Annotated in this window: 18 protein-coding genes and 3 tRNA genes; 12 read left to right on the forward strand and 9 right to left on the reverse strand. The window is 54.7% G+C overall.

What is annotated here, in order from left to right; genetic code table 11:
• Positions 1 to 58: 58 nt before the first annotated feature.
• From tgt to lon, 3 genes are all read left to right on the forward strand, one after another.
• Positions 59 to 1189, forward strand: a complete 1131-nt coding sequence (gene tgt / locus ACR0JR_RS01755; protein ID WP_480454804.1) for a tRNA guanosine(34) transglycosylase Tgt — start codon at positions 59 to 61, stop codon at positions 1187 to 1189.
• A gap of 92 nt (positions 1190 to 1281) precedes the next feature.
• Positions 1282 to 1692, forward strand: a complete 411-nt coding sequence (locus tag ACR0JR_RS01760) for a DUF6636 domain-containing protein (protein ID WP_480454805.1) — start codon at positions 1282 to 1284, stop codon at positions 1690 to 1692.
• 234 nt (positions 1693 to 1926) lie between these two features.
• Complete coding sequence (lon, locus tag ACR0JR_RS01765; protein ID WP_010439805.1) at positions 1927 to 4335, forward strand: endopeptidase La; 2409 nt, start codon at positions 1927 to 1929, stop codon at positions 4333 to 4335.
• A gap of 47 nt (positions 4336 to 4382) precedes the next feature.
• On the opposite strand, the gene ACR0JR_RS01770 is transcribed toward lon, so the two are convergent.
• A complete protein-coding gene (locus ACR0JR_RS01770; RefSeq protein WP_480454806.1) occupies positions 4383 to 5969 on the reverse strand; it encodes an APC family permease in 1587 nt (528 codons plus the stop codon).
• 249 nt (positions 5970 to 6218) lie between these two features.
• Between ACR0JR_RS01770 and ACR0JR_RS01775 the strand changes: the two genes are divergently transcribed.
• A complete protein-coding gene (locus ACR0JR_RS01775) occupies positions 6219 to 6446 on the forward strand; it encodes a hypothetical protein (RefSeq protein WP_480454808.1) in 228 nt (75 codons plus the stop codon).
• A 73-nt stretch (positions 6447 to 6519) separates the two neighbouring features.
• Here ACR0JR_RS01775 and ACR0JR_RS01780 read toward each other — a convergent pair.
• Positions 6520 to 6594: transfer RNA gene (locus ACR0JR_RS01780), tRNA-Val, on the reverse strand.
• 213 nt (positions 6595 to 6807) lie between these two features.
• Here ACR0JR_RS01780 and ACR0JR_RS01785 point away from each other — a divergent pair.
• From ACR0JR_RS01785 to uvrA, 4 genes are all read left to right on the forward strand, one after another.
• Positions 6808 to 6884 (forward strand) — tRNA-Asp (locus ACR0JR_RS01785).
• A 52-nt stretch (positions 6885 to 6936) separates the two neighbouring features.
• Positions 6937 to 7013, forward strand: a tRNA-Asp gene (locus tag ACR0JR_RS01790).
• 106 nt (positions 7014 to 7119) lie between these two features.
• Complete coding sequence (locus ACR0JR_RS01795) at positions 7120 to 7692, forward strand: class I SAM-dependent methyltransferase (protein WP_480454809.1); 573 nt, start codon at positions 7120 to 7122, stop codon at positions 7690 to 7692.
• A gap of 100 nt (positions 7693 to 7792) precedes the next feature.
• Positions 7793 to 10651 (forward strand): excinuclease ABC subunit UvrA, encoded by a 2859-nt coding sequence (gene uvrA / locus ACR0JR_RS01800; protein WP_480454810.1) that lies wholly within the window; start codon positions 7793 to 7795, stop codon positions 10649 to 10651.
• Positions 10652 to 10657: 6 nt separating this feature from the next.
• On the opposite strand, the gene ACR0JR_RS01805 is transcribed toward uvrA, so the two are convergent.
• The 4 genes from ACR0JR_RS01805 to ACR0JR_RS01820 form a co-directional block, all read right to left on the reverse strand.
• Positions 10658 to 11050, reverse strand: coding sequence for a hypothetical protein (locus ACR0JR_RS01805; RefSeq protein WP_480454811.1), 393 nt, complete (start codon positions 11048 to 11050; stop codon positions 10658 to 10660).
• Between the two features lie 108 nt (positions 11051 to 11158).
• Positions 11159 to 12031: a 3-hydroxyisobutyrate dehydrogenase gene (gene mmsB, locus ACR0JR_RS01810; protein WP_480454812.1), complete on the reverse strand. Its 873-nt coding sequence runs from the start codon at positions 12029 to 12031 to the stop codon at positions 11159 to 11161.
• A 3-nt stretch (positions 12032 to 12034) separates the two neighbouring features.
• Positions 12035 to 13075, reverse strand: coding sequence for an enoyl-CoA hydratase/isomerase family protein (locus ACR0JR_RS01815; protein WP_480454813.1), 1041 nt, complete (start codon positions 13073 to 13075; stop codon positions 12035 to 12037).
• Positions 13076 to 13082: 7 nt separating this feature from the next.
• Positions 13083 to 14225: an acyl-CoA dehydrogenase family protein gene (locus tag ACR0JR_RS01820; protein WP_480454814.1), complete on the reverse strand. Its 1143-nt coding sequence runs from the start codon at positions 14223 to 14225 to the stop codon at positions 13083 to 13085.
• Between the two features lie 160 nt (positions 14226 to 14385).
• On the opposite strand from ACR0JR_RS01820, the gene ACR0JR_RS01825 reads away from it, so the two are divergent.
• Positions 14386 to 15246: a hypothetical protein gene (locus ACR0JR_RS01825; protein WP_480454815.1), complete on the forward strand. Its 861-nt coding sequence runs from the start codon at positions 14386 to 14388 to the stop codon at positions 15244 to 15246.
• A 2-nt stretch (positions 15247 to 15248) separates the two neighbouring features.
• Here the strand turns inward: ACR0JR_RS01825 and ACR0JR_RS01830 are convergent, their stop codons facing one another.
• Positions 15249 to 16364 carry a carboxylate-amine ligase gene (locus tag ACR0JR_RS01830; RefSeq protein ID WP_170778763.1) on the reverse strand — a complete coding sequence of 372 codons (1116 nt, stop codon included), beginning with the start codon at positions 16362 to 16364 and terminating at the stop codon, positions 15249 to 15251.
• Positions 16365 to 16498: 134 nt separating this feature from the next.
• Here ACR0JR_RS01830 and ACR0JR_RS01835 point away from each other — a divergent pair, with 134 nt between their 5' ends.
• Both ACR0JR_RS01835 and ACR0JR_RS01840 read left to right on the forward strand, forming a co-directional pair.
• Positions 16499 to 17350 carry a class I SAM-dependent methyltransferase gene (locus tag ACR0JR_RS01835; protein ID WP_480454816.1) on the forward strand — a complete coding sequence of 284 codons (852 nt, stop codon included), beginning with the start codon at positions 16499 to 16501 and terminating at the stop codon, positions 17348 to 17350.
• Between the two features lie 71 nt (positions 17351 to 17421).
• Complete coding sequence (locus tag ACR0JR_RS01840) at positions 17422 to 17898, forward strand: fasciclin domain-containing protein (protein WP_010439833.1); 477 nt, start codon at positions 17422 to 17424, stop codon at positions 17896 to 17898.
• 77 nt (positions 17899 to 17975) lie between these two features.
• Here the strand turns inward: ACR0JR_RS01840 and ACR0JR_RS01845 are convergent, their stop codons facing one another.
• Positions 17976 to 18575 (reverse strand): L,D-transpeptidase, encoded by a 600-nt coding sequence (locus ACR0JR_RS01845; RefSeq protein WP_170778759.1) that lies wholly within the window; start codon positions 18573 to 18575, stop codon positions 17976 to 17978.
• 188 nt (positions 18576 to 18763) lie between these two features.
• On the reverse strand, positions 18764 to 20263 hold the full coding sequence (locus tag ACR0JR_RS01850) for a CoA-acylating methylmalonate-semialdehyde dehydrogenase (protein WP_039535334.1): 1500 nt from the start codon (positions 20261 to 20263) through the stop codon (positions 18764 to 18766).
• 104 nt (positions 20264 to 20367) lie between these two features.
• Between ACR0JR_RS01850 and ACR0JR_RS01855 the strand changes: the two genes are divergently transcribed.
• Positions 20368 to 21270, forward strand: a complete 903-nt coding sequence (locus ACR0JR_RS01855) for a LysR family transcriptional regulator (RefSeq protein ID WP_480454817.1) — start codon at positions 20368 to 20370, stop codon at positions 21268 to 21270.
• Positions 21271 to 21327 lie beyond the last annotated feature (57 nt).

The raw sequence follows: 21327 nt of genomic DNA on the forward strand, positions 1-21327 counted from the left end.
TGCATTGAGCCAGCAGATCGGGCAAAGCCTGCCCGGTTCCGCGACCCGAGGCCCCAACATGACCGACCGTTTCTCGTTTGACCTGAAAGCCACAGACGGCAAGGCCCGCACCGGCGTGATCAACACGCCGCGCGGCGAGGTGCGGACGCCTGCATTCATGCCCGTCGGGACTGCGGCGACGGTCAAGGCAATGATGCCGGAAAGCGTCCGCGCAACCGGTGCGGATATCTTGCTGGGCAACACATACCACCTGATGCTGCGTCCTACGGCCGAGCGGATCGACCGACTGGGTGGTTTGCACAAGTTCATGAACTGGGAACGCCCGATCCTGACAGACTCGGGCGGGTTTCAGGTCATGTCGCTGGCTGGTTTACGCAAGCTGACTGAGAAGGGCGTGACTTTCAAATCCCATATCGATGGGTCAAAGCGCGAGCTGACACCTGAACGTTCGATGGAGATCCAGCGCCTTTTAGGATCGGACATCGTGATGTGTTTCGACGAATGCCCGGCATTGCCTTCGGATCGGGACCGCATCGCCGAGTCGATGCGATTGTCGATGCGATGGGCCGAACGGTCTCGGGATGCGTTCGGTGATCGCCCCGGACACGCCTTGTTCGGGATCATGCAGGGCGGGTTGGAACAAGACCTGCGTGAAGAAAGCGCAGAAGCGCTAAAACAGATCGGTTTTGAAGGCTATGCGGTTGGTGGGCTCGCGGTGGGCGAGGGGCAAGAGGCCATGTTCAGCTGCCTCGACTACGCACCAGAATTCCTGCCTGAGGATACGCCGCGCTACCTGATGGGTGTGGGCAAACCCGACGACATCGTGGGTGCCGTGGCACGCGGAATCGACATGATGGATTGCGTGCTGCCTTCGCGGTCCGGACGTACCGGGCAGGTGTTTGCGCGCTACGGTGTGGTCAACATCAAGAACGCCCGCCATGCTGACGACCCGCGTCCTCTGGATGAGCATTGTACGTGCCCTGCGTGCTCAAATTATTCCCGCGCCTATCTGCACCATGTATTCCGGTCAAATGAGATGATCTCGGGAATGCTGCTGACCTGGCATAACCTTCACTACTTTCAGGAAATCATGCAGGGCATGCGTGACGCGATTTCCAACGGAACATTTGCGCAGTGGCAGGCGCAGTTTCATGCACAACGAGAGCAGGGCGATATAGAACCACTCTAGATTGCGTCTCATGCGGTGACAAACATCGCCCTGTTTGCTATACTGTTCTCAGTTTGTTTCATCAATTTCATTGTTTTGTTAAGGAGGATTCCATGCCTCACTTACTTGTTTCTATAGCTATCGTTTTTTGTGCATCCTTGGCCCACGCAGATGTCTGGACCTTTGAGACCCCGTCTGAAAACATCCAATGTGTGGTCGGGCAGGATGACGGAACCTCGGATTTGTCTTGCACTATAATTGAGCGTAGCGGCGCCCCTGCTTTGCCACGACCTGCGGATTGTCAGTCTGATTGGGGACATGAATTTTTCATGACCGATAAAGGCGCTGTCCGCATGCTGTGCCAACCCGTCAATCAAAACCGCAACGGTTATGATCGCGCAGAATATGGCGTAACCGGGACGTTTGGTGGATTTATCTGCCATTCCTCGAAAAAGGGTTTGGAATGCAGGAATGAAGTCGGCCACGGGTTCTTTTTATCTCGCGCCAAGCAGCGGATATTTTGATCCCCAACTGACAATTTATTGGAGGTTTTGTCAGTGCGCCGGGCCAAAATCGGTGGATATGTCTGCGGGATGCCTTGAAGTCCCCAAATCATCAGGTCATGCTGCATCACGACAAACGGCGATGAGGTTGAAATGGGGGAACAGGTGCCCCACCTTTATCGTCCAAGACAGGAGATGGCCAAAGGTTGCCTGACACAGGGACTGGTGCCGTCTTGCCAATGATAAGGATAGAGCATGCAAGAGCCTCTGAATTCCTCATACCCCGTCCTGCCGCTGCGCGACATCGTGGTATTCCCACATATGATCGTGCCGCTGTTCGTGGGCCGGGACAAATCGGTCCGCGCACTCGAAGAGGTGATGCAGGATGACAAGCAAATTCTGTTGTCCAGCCAGATTGACCCCGGCGAGGATGATCCAGAGATCGACGGTATCTACCGTTCGGGCGTTCTGGCCAACGTACTGCAGCTGCTGAAGCTGCCCGACGGCACCGTTAAAGTGTTGGTCGAAGGGCAGGCACGTGTGCAGATCACGGAATTCCTTGAAAACGATCAGTTTTTTGAAGCGCGTGCAGAGTATCTGACCGAAATTCCCGGCGATGTCACCACGACTGAGGCGCTATTGCGCACTGTCGCGGATGAGTTTGAGCGCTATGCCAAAGTGCGCAAGAACATTCCCGAAGAAGCACTGGCTGCAGTCGGTGAAACCACTGAGCCTGCGAAACTTGCTGATCTTGTGTCGGGTCATCTAGGCATCGAGGTCGAACAGAAGCAGGAATTGCTTGAGACGCTTTCCGTCAGCGAGCGGCTTGAGAAGGTCTATGGCCTGATGCAGGGCGAAATGTCCGTTCTGCAGGTCGAGAAGAAAATCAAGACCCGCGTCAAATCTCAAATGGAGAAGACGCAGCGCGAGTACTATCTGAATGAGCAGATGAAAGCCATTCAGAAAGAGCTCGGCGATGGTGAGGACGGCAGCAACGAAGTCGCCGAACTGGAAGCCAAGATCAACGAGACCAAGCTTTCAAAAGAAGCGCGCGAGAAGGCCGAGGGTGAGCTGAAAAAGCTCAAGAACATGTCGCCGATGTCGGCCGAGGCCACTGTTGTGCGCAACTATCTGGACTGGATCCTTGCTCTGCCATGGGGCACCAAATCCCGTGTCAAAAAGGATCTGGGCCGTGCACAGGACATTCTGGACGCTGATCACTATGGTCTTGAAAAGGTCAAGGAACGGATTGTTGAATACCTCGCAGTTCAACAGCGTTCGAAGAAGCTGAAAGGCCCGATCTTGTGCCTTGTTGGCCCTCCGGGCGTGGGTAAGACCTCACTGGGTAAGTCCGTCGCCAAAGCCACGGGGCGCGAGTTTATTCGCATCTCGCTGGGTGGCGTGCGCGACGAATCCGAGATCAGGGGCCACCGTCGGACTTATATCGGTTCGATGCCCGGTAAAATCATTCAGGCGCTGAAAAAGGCGAAGACCACGAACCCGCTCATCCTGCTCGATGAGATCGACAAGATGGGACAGGACTTCCGTGGCGACCCGGCCTCAGCGATGCTGGAGGTGCTGGATCCAGAACAGAACAACACGTTCATGGATCACTACTTGGAGGTCGAATATGACCTGTCCAACGTGATGTTCCTGACCACGTCGAACAGCTACAATATGCCCGGGCCTCTGCTGGATCGGATGGAGATCATTCCGCTGGCTGGTTATACCGAAGACGAAAAGAGCGAGATTGCCAAGCAGCACCTTATCGGCAAGCAGGTCAAGAACCATGGTCTGAAAGACAAAGAGTTCGAACTTACCGATGAGGCGCTGCAATCGATCATCCGCACCTATACGCGTGAGGCGGGTGTACGGAACCTTGAACGTGAAATCGCCAAAGTGGCGCGAAAATCGCTGACGAAGATCATCAAGAAAGAAGCGGAAACCGTGACGGTGACGCCGGAAAATCTGGATGACTTTCTAGGCGTGCCTAAGTTCCGCTACGGCCTTGCAGAACAGGACGATCAGGTCGGCGTTGTCACCGGCTTGGCCTGGACCTCGGTCGGGGGCGACTTGCTGCATATCGAGGCGCTGAAACTGCCCGGTAAGGGTCGGATGAAGACCACAGGTAAGCTGGGCGATGTGATGAAAGAATCCATCGACGCAGCATCGTCGTACGTTCGGTCGATTTCGCCTCAGATCGGGGTGAAGCCACCGAAGTTCGACAAGATCGACATCCACGTCCACGTGCCCGATGGCGCGACGCCCAAGGATGGGCCGTCAGCGGGCTTGGCGATGGTGACCTCGATTGTTTCGGTTCTGACAGGTATTCCGGTACGCAAGGACATCGCCATGACAGGCGAGGTCTCGCTGCGCGGGAATGCTATGCCAATCGGTGGTTTGAAGGAAAAACTGCTGGCTGCTCTTCGTGGTGGGATCAAAACTGTTCTGATCCCTGAAGAGAACGAAAAGGATCTGGCAGACATTCCGGATAACGTGAAGGAGGGACTGGAAATCATCGCGGTCAAGCACGTCTCGGAAGTCCTTGAGCAGGCACTTATCCGTGCGCCTGAGTCGATTGATTGGGACGAGGCTGCGGAAGAGGCTGCCGCGGCGGCTGCAAAAGCGGCCGAAGGTGCCGGACCGTCTGCGACAGCTCATTAAGACTGCTGATAAAGTTAAGAGGCGGGGTCATCCCCGCCTTTTTTTGTTTAAAGGCCGATGACCGGTTTGGACGGATCGAGCACTTCTTCATCAGCGATGTAAGCCTGAAACTTTTTATCCGACAGGGCCGAACGTACAGCGAGTGCGAAGATCACCATCGAAAATACGACACAAAGCAAAATGTCCCAACCGAATGGGATTTGTTTCTGTGCACCGTCTCCAAATTGCCCCATGTAAGATATCAGCCCCAGGCCGCAGAAATATGGCATCAGCCAAAGGGCTTCTGTCGCGTCCATCTCATCAAGTCGGTTGTGAAAGCGGATCAGCAGCAGCGCCATGCCAATAAGCAAGGCGATACCAAGCCTCCAGACCGTGTCCCAACCGCTCCAATAAACGATCAACGTCGAAATGGCGAAGGCCGTGATCGCGACAAGTTTGACCGCGGGGATACGGATCGAGCGGGGTTGATCAGGTAGCAGATCGCGCAGGCACACCACGGCGATGGGGCCGACCGCAAATGAAAGGACGATTGCGGCCCCGTTCAAGGCGATGACTGTAGTGAACGGTACGGTGAGCAAGAACAGCGTGCCGATCAGAAAGTTCAGCGCCAGTGCCCACAGAGGGACGCCAAAGGATGAGAGCATCTGCAACCGCTTCGACAGGAATCCATTTTGCGACAGGGCCATTGCGATCCTTGCATTTGAGCCTGTCGCTACAAGCCCATTGCCAAAAGGGCCAATAATCGAACCAATGTTCAAAAGGCTGAGAAACCACAACAGCCCAACTGACATGATGACGCCATCCAACGGCCCTTGACCGCCAAAGCTCAGGTGCGCCCAGCCTTGGCTGATCATTGTGGGGTCCAGTGCTCCTATAAAGGCAACCTGTAGTCCGAGGTAGATCAGTGCACACAGCACAATGGAAAGAACCAATGCGGCCGGTATAGCAAATTTCGGATTGCGAACTTCCCCAGCCATATCAACCACATGTCGGAATCCAATGAAGGAAAAAATCACGCCGCCAGTAGATACGGCCGCCATGATACCCTTAAGACCATAGGGGGCGAATCCATCTGGCGTCGTAAAGTTTTGCGTTTCAAATCTTGATGCGATCAACAGAACTGACAAGACAACTGGGATCGCAATTTTAGCCCAGGTCAGTGTCGCATTTACCTGGGTGAAAAACTTAACCCCCAGCGCGTTTACCGCGACGAATAACAGCATGAATAGCAGTGCAACAGAGACACCAGCCCCAGTCAGCTCACCAGTTTCTGCCGAATGCAGCCAAGACGCGTATGGCGCGAGGTATTTAAGCATGGCTTCAACCTCGATTGGGGCGGTCGTGTTGTAGCCAATCCAAGCCGTCCAGCCCATTGCCATCGACACGATATTGCCGTGCGAAAACTGCGGAACGCGTGCGATGCCGCCGGGGATCGGTAGCATCGCCGAAATTTCGGCAAATGTGATCGCCAGAATGAACATCGCAACCGCGCCGATGATCCAAGAAAGAATAGCGGCAGGGCCGGCATGCTGCACGGCGAGCAGCGGTCCGAATAGCCAGCCCGATCCGATGATGCCGCCGACTGAAATGAACGTAAGACCAACGAGGCCGATTTCCCGCTTTAGTTTCGCCATTTCTTAACCCACCCAGGAAATCCGTTGGTTCTAAAGACCACTATTTCAGGATAAGCAGGCCGTAGGAAACATGGCAAGTCTCTATAATCATGCAAGAATCTCAGTGCCTAAAGCTACGAATTGGAAAGATTTTCCAGTCGTTTCGAGCACTTTCTGCCACGAGTGTTTATCTTCAGGGTATCATAACGCTGGACGCAGGTTGGAATATCAAGCACGCTGAGAGCCCGCGCCATTGTAGGAGACCCCAGGATGCCTCGGTACAACGATCTGTTCGAACTTTCGGTGGAAGATATGGAATTGATTGAAGAGGCAATGCGCCATGCGATTTCGGCCAGGTCCGTCGCACTTGTTGATGAATTCAATGAGGACAGAGAGGCCCGCGAGAACTTTGTGCGCAAGGCACACGAATTACTCGGCAGGTTACATGACCAGAAGATATTCTATCGCCCGAAGTCCGGCGTGTATGTCGGTGGGTAGTGCAGGGTGTGCTGAGCGCTTGATCTGAAGGAACCCCAGCACTTTACTTGCAGCTAATAAGCTATTGAAAACATGGTGGGTGATAAGAGATTTGAACTCCTGACATCTTCGATGTGAACGAAGCGCTCTACCACTGAGCTAATCACCCTTGGCGGGCTCAAATAAAGAAACCAAGAAATATTCGCAAGCTGAGATCGTTATCCGTTGGCCGTGGACCAGGGTTTTCACGATGCGTTCGCTTTGTTCAAAGTTACTCGCATTGGAAAAATCCGTGATTAAGCAAAAAACTTGAAAACGCCGCTTGACGCTGCACAGCGGTGGCCATAATACACCCCAACGTTCAGAGATGAACGGGCAGTGGGCGGTTGTAGCTCAGTTGGTTAGAGTACCGGCCTGTCACGCCGGGGGTCGCGGGTTCGAGCCCCGTCAACCGCGCCATCACTGTCAGCCTTTGATCCGGGCAAACGGATCACACATAGACCCAAAATGCGCGGTTGTAGCTCAGTTGGTTAGAGTACCGGCCTGTCACGCCGGGGGTCGCGGGTTCGAGCCCCGTCAACCGCGCCATTTTCCTTTGAAATCAGACACCCATACCCACGCTATCGCATTGCAGGGTGTCTTGAGGTCTGGCATGACGTTTCCGTCCGACTTAGTTCTGTCCGAGAGGGTGCTCATGACAAGCTTGAACCGGGTCGTGATGGCCCGCCGCAGCCGTCAGTGGATTCATGAGCTCAATCCGCAGAAGCTGGAGGCTTTCGAGATTTCAGGTTCCTGGGGCAAGCAATTCGCCTTTCTGAACTATACGCAAGCTTGGCAGCGTCAGCTTGATATCTGCTGCGGACCATTGCTGGATGAACACGGACAAGTCCGGCAATTTGACCTGATCCTGGCAAATCAGGTCTGGGAACATCTTGATCGACCTTATGAGGCGACTTTGAACGTGTTGGAGATGCTGCGACCTGGCGGTTACTTCTGGCTCGCAGTGCCTTTTTTCATTCCGTTTCACGCAGCTCCGCAGGATTGTTCTCGCTGGACTGCGCGAGGTTTGAAGAATTTGCTAAGTGAGTGGGTTTTGATCCGACTGGCATCAAGGCAGAGCAGTGGGGCAATCGCCATGCAGCCCAACGAAATCTGGAACTGGATTGGCCACCGACCTACGATCCCGAGACCGACGAATTGGAAAATGACCCGGATTTCCCAATTTGCGCATGGGCATTGGCCCGGAAATCGATTCAGTAGTTGGTAAGCCGGAGAAAATCCGCTAGTTCTTGCTTTGTTCTAACTTTTCGATTGGAGACTCGGCGCTGCTCGCTTATCTCTGAAAGACGTATCTGTTGGGGGCCAGAATGGCTGAGCTGAAGAATATCGAGGTGCGCGGCGCGCGCGAGCATAACCTCAAAAGCATTGATGTCGACATTCCGCGTGATCAGCTGGTGGTGATCACCGGTCTTTCTGGCTCGGGCAAGTCCTCGCTGGCGTTTGATACTATCTACGCCGAAGGTCAGCGCCGCTATGTCGAAAGCTTGTCGGCTTATGCACGGCAGTTTCTGGATATGATGGAAAAGCCCGATGTAGATCACATCAGCGGCCTGAGCCCTGCTATTTCGATCGAACAGAAGACGACGTCCAAGAATCCCCGCTCAACCGTGGGGACCGTGACCGAGATTTACGACTATTTGCGTCTGTTGTTTGCTCGTGCTGGAACGCCCTACAGTCCGGCCACAGGGCTGCCTATCGAGGCGCAGCAAGTGCAAGACATGGTCGACCGGATCATGACCATGGAGGAGGGCACCCGTGGCTATTTGCTGGCCCCAATCGTGCGGGACCGGAAGGGCGAGTACAAAAAGGAATTCCTTGAACTTCGCAAACAAGGGTTCCAGCGCGTCAAGGTCGATGGCGAGTTCTACGAGTTGGATGAACCGCCAACGCTGGATAAGAAGTTCCGACATGATATCGACGTCGTCGTTGATCGTTTGGTTGTACGTGAAGGGATGGAAACGCGCTTGGCTGACAGCCTGCGGACAGCGCTGGATCTTGCCGATGGGATTGCAATTCTCGAAACCGCACCGAAAGAGGGCGACCCCGAGCGGATCACGTTCAGTGAGAATTTTGCCTGCCCGGTCAGTGGGTTCACGATCCCCGAGATCGAACCCCGTCTGTTTTCATTCAACGCGCCTTTCGGAGCATGCCCCGATTGCGACGGTCTGGGGGTTGAACTGTTCTTTGATGAACGCCTCGTTGTGCCGGACCAGACGCTGAAGCTGTATGATGGGGCTTTGGCGCCGTGGCGGAAGGGGAAATCCCCGTATTTCCTGCAAACCATCGAAGCCATCGCGCGGCACTATGAGTTCGACAAAAACACGCCGTGGAAGGATTTGCCCGATAAAGTTCAGCAGGTGTTCCTGCGTGGTTCTGGCGATGAGGAAATCCAGTTCCGCTATGACGAAGGTGGTCGCGTTTATCAGGTCACGCGCAGCTTCGAGGGCGTCATACCCAATATGGAGCGCCGATATCGCGAGACTGACAGCGCCTGGATTCGCGAAGAATTCGAGCGTTATCAGAACAATCGTCCCTGTGGCACCTGCGAGGGATATCGTCTGCGCGCAGAAGCGCTGGCTGTAAAAATCGCAGGGCTGCATGTGGGGCAGGTGGTCCAGATGTCGATCCGAGAGGCATTGGCCTGGATTGAGGATGCGCCGAACCATCTGACTGCGCAAAAAAACGAAATCGCTCGGGCCATTCTGAAAGAAATTCGCGAGCGGCTCGGCTTTTTGAATAATGTGGGTTTGGAATATCTTACATTGTCACGTTCAAGTGGCACTTTGTCCGGTGGCGAGAGCCAGCGCATTCGTTTGGCCAGCCAAATCGGATCGGGCCTGACCGGGGTATTGTATGTTCTGGACGAGCCATCGATTGGTCTGCATCAACGCGACAATGACCGGCTGTTGGGGACACTCAAGAACCTGCGCGATCAGGGAAACACCGTTATCGTTGTCGAGCACGACGAGGAGGCCATTCGCGAGGCAGACTATGTCTTCGATATTGGACCCGGGGCTGGTGTTCACGGCGGGCAGGTCGTCAGCCATGGCACGCCTGAACACATCGCTGGTGATGCGGCTTCGATTACCGGTCAGTACCTGTCTGGGACGCGTGAAATAGCGGTACCTGCAGAGAGGCGAAAAGGTAAGAAGCAGAAGGTGAGCGTGGTCAAGGCCACCGGAAACAACCTGAAGAACGTCACGGCAGACTTTCCGCTGGGCAAGTTCGTCTGTGTTACTGGGGTCTCAGGAGGCGGTAAATCCACCCTGACGATTGAGACGTTATTCAAAACGGCCTCGATGCGGCTAAATGGTGCGCGTCAGACACCGGCGCCTTGCGAGACGATTAAAGGTCTAGAGCATCTGGATAAGGTGATTGATATCGATCAGCGTCCGATAGGCCGGACTCCGCGTTCAAATCCAGCGACTTACACCGGGGCCTTTACGCCGATCCGCGACTGGTTTGCGGGCCTGCCTGAGGCCAAGGCGCGTGGCTACAAACCCGGTCGCTTCAGCTTCAATGTAAAAGGTGGACGCTGCGAGGCCTGTCAGGGTGACGGTGTGATCAAGATCGAGATGCACTTCCTACCTGATGTCTATGTGACTTGTGAAACCTGTAAGGGCGCGCGCTATAATCGCGAGACGCTTGAGATCAAATTCAAGGGTAAGTCCATCGCGGATGTGCTTGATATGACTGTCGAAGATGCGCAAGAGTTCTTTAAGGCCGTGCCTTCGATCCGAGACAAGATGGATGCCCTTGCGCGCGTCGGGCTGGGATATATTAAGGTCGGTCAGCAAGCAACAACGCTGTCAGGTGGTGAAGCGCAGCGCGTGAAGCTGTCGAAAGAGCTCAGCAAACGTTCGACCGGGCGAACACTATATATCCTTGATGAGCCGACAACCGGTCTTCACTTCGAAGATGTTCGTAAGCTCCTAGAAGTGCTGCACGAACTGGTGGATCAGGGAAATACGGTTGTGGTGATCGAACACAATCTGGATGTGGTGAAAACCGCCGACTGGATTATCGACATCGGTCCCGAGGGAGGCGACGGAGGCGGCCAGATCGTGGCAGAGGGCACACCAGAAGATGTCGCGGAATGCGAGCGCAGTCATACCGGACATTACCTAAAGCCGATGCTGAATACTGAACGTGTGGCCGCTGAATAGCGAACTCTAGTAGAGGATGTCGGCAACCGCGCCGATGAGGTTCAACACTTTGCGCGTGTCCGGGTCGATTGAATAGACATAGTCACCGGCACGCACATAGTTGCCACCGCGCCGCAATCCATAGCGATAAGGGTCGTCAATCCAGATGTAGTCATCAAGCCGATCACCCTTTCGGTAGAGCTTTTTGGCCTGCCCGGGTGGCACGCAAGGCACAGCCTTTTTAGCAAGCCCCGGAGGGCAATGGCCAGCATTGCTACGCACCACACCAGATTGTGGAGCGATTCGTTCGACCTGCAACTTGGACTTGTTCTTACCTTTACCATTGCCATTCCCGGCCAACGCTAAGGCTGGGCTCAGCGTAATCAGGGAGATCATAGAAAGGCAGGTCAGAATTTTCATCGAGGCGCACTCCGGCGTGGGTGTTTGTATTTGCTTGTACAATACCCAATCACGTAGGAGCGCGCCTCCTTGTATTCCAGCCCTGTGCGGTTTTCCGCTGCCAGAGTGTTAGCTTCGGCCACGCTTCTCGAACCGTGGCAACATGGCGCTGAAATCGCGACCTAAGCCATTTTCGTGTTCGACAAACTGTTCATATAGCTTCGTTGCGATTTCTCCCATGGGAGTATCGGCATCAGCGCTTTCTGCAGCCTGTTGGCTGAGGCGAAGATCTTTCAGCATCAACTCGGCGGCAAAGCCAGGCGTATAATCATTGTCAGAAGGGCTTTCGGGACCAACACCCGGCGCAGGGCAATACGCATTCATCGTCCAACTGTAGCCTGAAGAAGTGCTAACCACATCAAACATTTTTTGGCGGTCCAACCCTAGCTTGTCTGCCAATGCAAATGCCTCGCAGGTGGCAATCATGGTGACGCCGAGGATCATGTTGTTGCAGATTTTGGCGGCTTGACCAGCGCCCGCCTCGCCGCAGTGAACCGCTTTCTGGCCCATGATTTCAAACAACGGGGCGGCTTTGGCAAAAGCGGTGTCAGAACCACCAGCCATAAAGGTCAGCGTGCCGGCCGCGGCACCGCCAATTCCACCAGAAACCGGAGCATCCACCGAGAGCAAACCGGCGTCTGTGGCTTGCTGGGCTACGACGCGGGCGCTGTCGACATCTACGGTCGAACAGTCGATTAGTACCGCACCGTTCTGCATCGCAGGAATAACCTCATTGGCCACGGTGCGCAGTATCTGGCCATTGGGAAGCATGGTGATGACCGCCTCTGCGCCAGAAACGGCTTGGGCCCCTGACACGGCCATCGTCACACCATCGATCGATATGTCTGCCATGTCATGGCCGACCACTTCATGACCGGCCGCTGCCAAATTGGCTGCCATTGGGGCGCCCATGTTGCCCAGTCCAATGAATGCGATTTTCATCCCTTACTCCTCAGAAAAGGTCAGCGCCTTCTCACCTAATGGTTGCAAAATATTCGAGACTGCTGCCGCAGGTACGTTCATATCTGCAAATTGCCAGTTTGGATTGCGATCCTTGTCTATAATCTGTGCACGAATGCCTTCCAGAAAATCTCCGTGTTCCATCGCGCGATAGGTAAAGCGATACTCCATCTCCAATGCCTTGCGCAGGGTCAAATTCGGTCCGCGCAACCGATGCAGCATTTCGATGCAACAGGCCATCGAAATCGGAGCATTTCGTTTGAGGCCATTGAGAACTTTCGACGAGAATTCCTGGCCGTCGCTACGCAGGATGTTCAGGATATCGGTCAGGCTTTCTCCGCCGAAAAACGCGTCGATCTGAGGTTGGAACTCGGCCAGTTTGCCTTTCGGGAGAGTTTCAGTGTGCTCTTCAACAATTTCTGCACGACCGGAAGCTACCAGCATATCTATAAGGCCCGCCCAGCGGTCTTGCGGAATGAAATGATCAGCAAAGCCAGCAAAGATTGCGTCATCGGGGCCCATTCGGTAGCCGGTTATTCCCAAATACTCGCCTAGACGCCCTGGCGCCAGCGCCAACATCAGTGTTCCGCCCACATCAGGGACCAGACCTATCGAACACTCCGGCATTGCAATTTGCGAGCTTTCACCAACAACGCGATGACTGCCATGGCAGCCGATGCCAACACCGCCGCCCATGGTGAAGCCTTGCAGAAAGCTGATCACAGGTTTGGGGTATTCAAAGATTATGGCATTCATCCGATATTCGTCGCGCCAGAAGGTACGGCCGTAATCGTAATCGCCATTGGTGCCAGTTGCGTATAGCTCCGCAATATCGCCACCGGCACAAAAAGCCTTTTCACCCTCGGCGTCAAAAATGATCAAATCGACCGCATCATCCTCACGCCAACTCCGGAGAGCGGTGTCGATGGCCATGCACATCTCATAGCTAAGTGCATTCAGGGCCTTTGGGCGAGTTAACGTGATGCGCCCGGCGCGCCCTACAGTACGTATGTCGATGTCAGCCATTGGACCCTCAGCGGTTCGCCAGCATTTGCCGTGCAACGATGACGCGCATAATCTCGTTGGTGCCTTCAAGTATCTGGTGCACGCGCAGATCGCGCACAAGCTTTTCGATGCCATAATCGGCCAGATAACCGTAGCCGCCATGCAATTGCAGGCACTGGTCAACTACCTTCGATCCGGTTTCGGTGACGAATTTCTTGGCCATGGCGCAGAATTTGGTGGCATCAGGCGCGCCCTGATCCAGTTTCCACGCTGCTTGCCGCAGGAAGGTGCGGGCGGCCTGCAATTCGATCTCCATATCGGCGAGGCGGAACTGCAGCGCTTGGAACTGATCGATGGATTGGCCGAATGCTTTGCGCTCGGACATGTATTGCAGCGTCAAATCCAATCCATTCTGCGCTGCACCTAATGAGCAAGAAGCAATGTTCAGGCGTCCGCCGTCCAGCCCCATCATGGCGTATTTGAATCCGTCGCCTTCTGCACCGACCAAGTTTCTTGCGGGGATCTTACAGTCATCAAACTGGACCTGCGCGGTGGGCTGGCTTTTCCAGCCCATTTTCTGCTCCAGAGCGCCAAAGCTAAGGCCGGGTGTCCCGTCTTCGACATAGACCGTCGAAATTCCCTTGGGACCATCCTCACCCGTGCGGACCATGCAGACATAGGCATCCGAATAACCGCCGCCCGAGATGAAAGCCTTAGAGCCGTTCAGGGTGTATCCCTCGTTCGTGCGTTCAGCCCGGGTTTTCAAAGCGGCAGCGTCTGAGCCGGAACCAGGTTCCGTTAGGCAATAGCTGAGCACCGTCTCAAGGCTGAGAATGTCAGGCATGATGCGCGATTTCAGATCATCACTGGCAAAGCTGTCCAGCATTTTGGCGCACATGTTGTGGATCGACAGGAAAGCCGCGACCGAGGGGCAGGCCATCGACAGGGCTTCGAACACCAGCGTAGCATCAAGGCGGCTCAGGCCTGATCCGCCACCTTCTTCCGAGACGTAGAGGGCGCCAAATCCAAGTTCGCCGATCTTGGGCCAAAGATCTTTCGGGATCGTGCCGTCAGCTTCCCATTGGCGCGCGAATGGGGCGATATGTTCCTGGCCAAAGGCATAGGCCATATCAAAAATGGCCGTCTGTTCTTCGGTCAACGCGAAATCCATGGCGGTGGTCCCTGTATACTGCAGAATTGAACAAGCGTTTTATTCTTCAATCCTTACAGAAATTTTTCAGCGGCAGCAAACGTTGCGGACTGGTTTGGGAGAATTACTTGCCTGCGCTATACTGAGGAAATTCAAAAGATCGATTTTATGGAGTATTCTGATGCCGTCACACAAAATGGCCGTGATCGCCATTCACGGAATGGGAAGCCAATACAGACCCCAAGGGCAACCTGCATCGACAACCCCAACATTTTCGAAAGGGCTGAAGCGTCGCGTCGCGAACCGGATCGGAGCCGATATGAGCCATGTGATCTGGCATGAGGTTGTTTGGGCGCAAATCCTGCAGCGGCGGCAGAAAGATTATCTGCGCAAGATCAACCGTAGTTTGGGCTATGACAAGCTGCGCGAGTTTGTTGTGTGTAACTTGTCCGATGCTGCCTCGTATCGCCCGACCCCGGATGACGGTGACAAAATCTATGATGCGATCCACAAGAAAATCGAGAATGTGATGGGTGTGGTCAAACATCAGGTAGGCCATGACGGCCCCGTCCTGATACTGGCCCATTCACTGGGCGGGCACATAATGTCCAACTATATCTACGATATGCAGAGGCATCTGCGGCAGGGTGGATCGCCGGTTCATCCGACACATGTAGAAAACATGAAAACAGTCGCGGGGATCGTGACCTTCGGATGCAATATTCCGATCTTCTTGTTCGCGTATCCCGAGAATGAGATATTCCCGATTATGGCTCCTAATCGCGAGCTTCCACCCGCGCTCCGGTTTACGACATGGTGGCATAACTACTATGATCGTCACGATGTTCTTGGGTTTCCGTTGGGCAAAAGCGCGCCGAGCTATGCGCAGCTGGCACAAAGCAGAGCCTTGAAAGACAAACCAATCAATGCGGGCAAAATTTTTACGTCTTGGAACCCGTTCTCGCACAACGGATATTGGACAGACCGGGACCTGTACGAACCGGTGGCAGAACGGATTAAGGATATTCTGGCCGCAGTCTGAAACTACAAATCAGCGTGAAATTCTTCGATCAGATGGCTAACCACGGCTTTCCCTGGATCATCTCCGCGCGCGACAGCCTCGGCATGAACACGACGTTGGCGGGTTGAAGAAGTGCCGGTCTCGGCAATGTGCCTTAGACGTGCAATCTCGGTCATGGTGCCGAGCGCTTCCGTATCTTCAGCCAACATACCCATGAGTTCACCCATCAGTTCGGCCATCGGCTTGATCGAGCGATCTCCGAAATCAATCAGCCCTTCGCCAACGCCATAGCGTTGCGCTCGCCAGCGATTTTCGCCGATCAGGAACTTGTCATATTGCCGCCAACGTAGATTGCGCGCTTTCAGACGGCATAACATCCTGGTCAGGGCTTGCGCCAAAGCCGCCAAAGACAATGTGTGTTCCAGCCGGGGCTGGACATCCATGATCCGGGTTTCGAGCGTTGGAAAGCGATGCGAAGGGCGCAGGTCCCACCAGATTTTTGAGGTATCTTCAATCACCCCGAGTTCGACCAATACTCCGGTTGTACGTTCATATTCGCCCCAGCTGCCGAATACCGGGGGCAAACCGGTTCTGGGCAGGTTATCGAATACAGTCAATCGATAGGAGGATAGGCCCGTATCCTCGCCATTCCAGTAAGGTGACGAAGTAGACAAAGCCAGGAGATGTGGCAGAAAGTAAGACAGCTGTGGCATCAGATCGGCGCGCAGGGCCTGGTTTTCGATCCCCACATGCACGTGCATCCCACAGATCAGCATTCGGCGTGCAACGCCGCCAAGAGCGTGCTGCAATGCGTCATAGCGCTCTCTTCTTGTATGATGCTGATCTTTCCAGTTTGCGAATGGATGGCAGGAAACCGCGATTGGTGCCATATTGTATTCGGCCGCGCGCTTTGAGACACAGGACCGCAACCGCTTTAGGTCTTCTCGGGCGGATTTGATGGTGGCGTGCGGGCGGGTTCCGACTTCAATCTGGCATTGCAGAAATTCGGGGCTGACCTGACCTTCGAAATCACTTTGACAAGCTTCGATCAACGCGGTCGGGGCATGCGCAAGCTGCATGCTGTCGCGATCAACCAGCAGATACTCTTCCTCGATGCCTAACGTGAATTCCTGCTGCATGGCGGTCCTCGTCGTTCAATTCCAATCAGTGAATACGGAATTTTCTCTTTTGCCAAGGGTTTGGCTCAAGGGTTCTTGCAGAGGTGCCGCGAGCAAAGGTAAGGAAAGACGCAACGCAGATTGGAGCCATCCTTGTGAAACCCAGAAAATTTCCACAGATCAACGCTGCTCTGGACGAGTTAGGAGTGAAGCTGATCGACAAGGTCACGGAACAGGATGAACGGGCGCGGCTTGAAGCGTTTGAGCGGGCAGGGGGGCTGACCCGTCCGGCATACGCTTTGTCACCAGGGATGGAAGAGTTCGATATCACACAGTTGGTGGACGAGTACACGCGATACGCCGATGATCTTGCGGCGCTGAAAGATCCTGCGCGTAATCAGACAGGTTATGAAACCAACAACGGGTATTATGATAGCCCGGACGCGGATGCGCTTTATCTTATGATCCGCTGCTTTCAGCCAAAACGCGTGATCGAAGTCGGCTGCGGAAACTCGACCCGCGTGACACGCCAAGCGATAATCGACGGGGCCCTTGATACGACCATCACCGCAATTGATCCGTATCCGCGCGCCGATATCGCTCATGTCGTTGATCGGTTCGAGCAAAAGCGACTGGAAGAGGTCGATCCCGCAATATTCGAACAGCTTGAAGCCGGAGACGTTCTTTTCATCGATTCAAGCCACGTGGTCCGGATGAGCAATGACGTGGCTCATCTATTCTGTCGGATCATTCCGGCGCTGAAACCGGGCGTTGTCATCCACGTCCACGATGTTTTTCTGCCTTACGAATATCCTAAGCGCTTCTTCTATGATTGTCCGGGTTGGGGCGAGCAATACTTGCTGCACGCCTTGCTGCAATCTGGCTTCTATTCAATGCTTTGGCCCGGATATTATTTGCAACAGGAACGCCCCGACGCGGTGGAGGCATTACCGTTTCTGAAAGACGGTCGCGCGCAGAGCATATGGGTGCAGCTCAAAGAAAAATGATCAACATGTGATCCGGTTTGCAAAAAGGCCCGTAATCCTCTGCATAACAAGCTGGAGAGGAGTTAACAGCCATGTTCCGTCGCACATTCATGGGCGCTGCCGCCGCATTTGCACTTGCACTACCCGTCAAAGCACAGGCCGCAGATATCGTCGATACGGCAGTCGCCGCCGGGTCGTTTAACACTCTGGTCGCCGCCGTTCAGGCCGCTGGTTTGGTTGATACGTTGAAAGGCGATGGGCCTTTCACTGTCTTCGCACCCACAGACGAGGCTTTTGCCGCTCTGCCTGAAGGCACCGTTGAAACTCTTCTTCTTCCAGAGAACAAGGATCAGTTGGTAGCGATCCTGACCTATCATGTTGTGCCAGCCAAAGTGATGTCTGGTGACATCGCTGGGAAACGAGCAAAGGTTCTGACCGTACAAGGTGATCGTCTGAGCGTGAATGCAAAGAATGGTGTGAAAGTTAACGGCGCCGAAGTTGTACAGGCTGATATCGAAGCCAGTAACGGCGTCATTCACGTTGTAGATGAAGTGATTATCCCTGAATAAATTTACCACTTCCAAATCTTAAATAGCCCCGTTCCTGATGGACGGGGCTTTTTGAATTCCTGGTAGAAATTTGCCGTTTAAACCAAACGTACCTGAGTACCGACTTTCACCAGCGGATACAGCTCTTCTACATGTTGGTTATAAAGACCGATACAGCCAGACGAGCTTTGGCGTCCGATCTTGCGGGTATCGTGGGTGCCGTGAACCAAGTAGGCAGGCCAGCCAAGATACATGGCGCGGGTCCCCAACGGGTTTCCAGGTTCGCCACCCTCCATGCGAACCGGCAACGATGGATCGCGCTCGCGCATTGATGCAGTTGGTGTCCAGCTTGGGTTCTCCGCTTTGCGCGTGACTTTGGTATAGCCGCGCTTGGTCAGCTCTTCGCTCATCGGGACAGAGCTGGGATAGAGCTTATAGGTTCCATCTGGCCCCCAGTAATGCACAGCTCGGCTGGTGATATCGGCCAACAATGCACCAACACCCAACTCGTCAAAGTGATCCTGCCAATTCTGCTGCGAGAATGACGATACATTGCGACGGACGGGTAATTGTGTGCTGATCGCTTCTTCATCCTGCGGGAAAGCATCGATGCTTTGCGCGCGTACGATGGCTGGTGTCGCAATCAGCGATGCGGCGCCCAACAGGGCGTGGCGGCGGGTCAAACGATTTTGGGACAATGTTGCCTCCGGAATGATACGAACTGCTCGATTAGATGATTTGGCGATAAAATATTGGTGATTGCCTGACTTTTCCAGAGGTAGGCCTCTGAATTTCTCGTGAGGTGTTTGAACCAGCGAGAACAGGCCCAAAACGAAAGAAGCCCGGCCTGAGTTAGGCCGGGCTTCCCGATTAATGAACTAACAGATCAGTCCATGGCTTTGAAGTTGAACTCGCCGCCTTCCTTGATACCCGACGGCCAGCGCGATGTGACGGTCTTGGTGCGCGAGTAGAACTTGAAGCTGTCCGGGCCGTGCTGGTTTAGGTCACCGAACATGGACTTCTTCCAGCCACCGAAAGTGTGATACGCAAGCGGAACCGGGATCGGCACGTTGATGCCGACCATGCCGATATTGATCCGGCTGGCGAAATCACGTGCGGTGTCGCCGTCGCGGGTGAAGATCGCGGTGCCGTTGCCGTATTCATGATCCATCGCCAGTTTCAGCGCTTCTTCATAAGAACCCGCGCGGACGGTCGACAGGACCGGGCCAAAGATCTCTTGCTTGTAGATGTCCATGTCGGGCGTGACGTTGTCGAACAGGTGCGGGCCGACAAAGAAACCGTCCTCATAGCCCTGCAGGCTGAAGTCACGGTTGTCGACAACCAGTTTCGCGCCTTGCTCAACGCCCGAGTTGATCAGGCCAAGGATACGTTCTTTTGCAGCGGCAGTGACCACCGGACCCATGTCAACGTCGTCGCCCGCTGTGTAGGGACCGACTTTCAGCTTTTCGACACGCGGGATCAGTTTTTCGATCAGTGCGTCTGCGGTTTCTTCACCCACGGGAACAGCGACCGAGATTGCCATGCAGCGTTCGCCAGCTGCGCCGAAGCCAGCGCCGACCAGCGCATCCGCGGCCTGATCCAGATCGGCGTCAGGCATAACGATCATGTGGTTCTTGGCGCCACCGAAGCACTGCGCGCGTTTGCCATTGGCGGTTGCACGAGCATAGATGTACTGGGCGATCGGGGTTGAACCCACGAACGACACGCCCTGAATGATCTCGCTGTCCAGCAGGGTATCCACGGCCTCTTTGTCGCCGTTCACAACCTGGAATACGCCTTTGGGCAGACCGGCCTCGACAAACAGTTCTGCCAGCATCAATGGAACAGATGGGTCGCGCTCGGACGGTTTCAGAACCACGGCGTTGCCGCAGGCCAGTGCCGGGCCAACGTGCCAAAGCGGCATCATGGCCGGGAAGTTGAACGGCATGATCGAGGCAACCACACCCAGCGGCTGACGCATCGAATACATATCGATGCCCGGGCCCGCGCTGTCGGTGAATTCACCTTTCAGCATCTGGGGCGCACCGATGCAATATTCGATCACTTCCAGTCCGCGCTGCAGATCGCCTTTGGCATCAGGAATGGTCTTGCCATGTTCACGGCTGAGCGCTTCAGCAAGTTTGTCCATATCGCGGTTCATCAAGCCAACCATCGCCATCATGACGCGCGCGCGTTTCTGCGGGTTGGTTGCACCCCAAGCGACCTGAGCCGCCGCAGCGTCTTCGATTGCTGCGGTGGTCTCGGCAACACTTGCCATCGGGCATTGGTACTGCACTTCGCCCGTTGCTGGGTTGAACACATCGTCAAAGCGGCCAGATGTCCCGGCGACATGTTCGCCGTTGATGAAATGGGTCAGGTTCTGCATGGCAAATTCCTCCGGATTAGGTTGCGCGCAGAATAGACTTGCGAAAATCACCTGAACAGAGGCAATATTTCAAATCAGTTTTGCAAAAATGCAAAGGGCAGGGCATGACACCGAATTGGGATGATTTGCGGGTTTTCCTGGCGGTTGCCCGAGACGAAAGCCTTTCTGGGGCTGGGCGGGTTCTTAAGATAGACCCGGCGACTGTCGGTCGCAGAATTGCGCGATTGGAAGCGGCTTTGGACGCTGTGTTGTTCACGAAATCACAACAGGGCTATGTGTTGACGACTGCGGGGCAGCGTCTCATGGAGCATGGTCTACAGGCAGAAGAGGCTATGCGCGCGGCGACTGGTGTCATGTCGGGCTCGGCCAAGTCGCTTAGCGGGCAGATCCGGATTGGCGCGCCGGACGGGAGCGCTAATTACCTTTTGCCTCAGGTCTGCGCCAAGATCAGCGATGCCAACCCTGACCTCGATATTCAGATTTTGGCATTGCCGCGCATTATCAACCTATCCCGACGAGAGGCCGACATGGCGGTCACTGTCAGCGCGCCCACTGCCGGGCAATTGCTGGTTCAAAAGATATCCGATTATCGGCTGCACATGGTCGCCACGAAAGACTACCTGAGTCGCCACGCGGAAATTCGATCCATTGAGGATCTGAAAGGGCACAGGATGATCGGCTATATCCCGGACATGATCTTTGATCGGGAACTTGACTACCTCAATGACATTGGTGTTGAACGTGTCGCGCTTGCATCAAACTCGGTCTCAGTTCAGTTGCGGCAGGTGTCGCTGGGCACCGGGGTTTGTGTTGCGCATGATTTTACATTGCCGTTCCACCGGGGATTGCGAAAAATACTGACGGATCAGGTAAGTCTGACTCGGGGGTTCTATCTGGTCCGCCATCAGGGTGACCAGCGCAATGAGCGGTTGAATCGGTTTGCCGAAGCACTAACACGTGGCCTGCGGGACGAAGTAGCGCGGCTGGAAGCCGAAGCTTCACCTTGACACCTTCAGACATTCCGGCAACGCTTAGAAAACAGTACGTTATTCCGGAGGTTTTTG

This window comes from Ruegeria sp. AA3 (assembly GCF_056542905.1).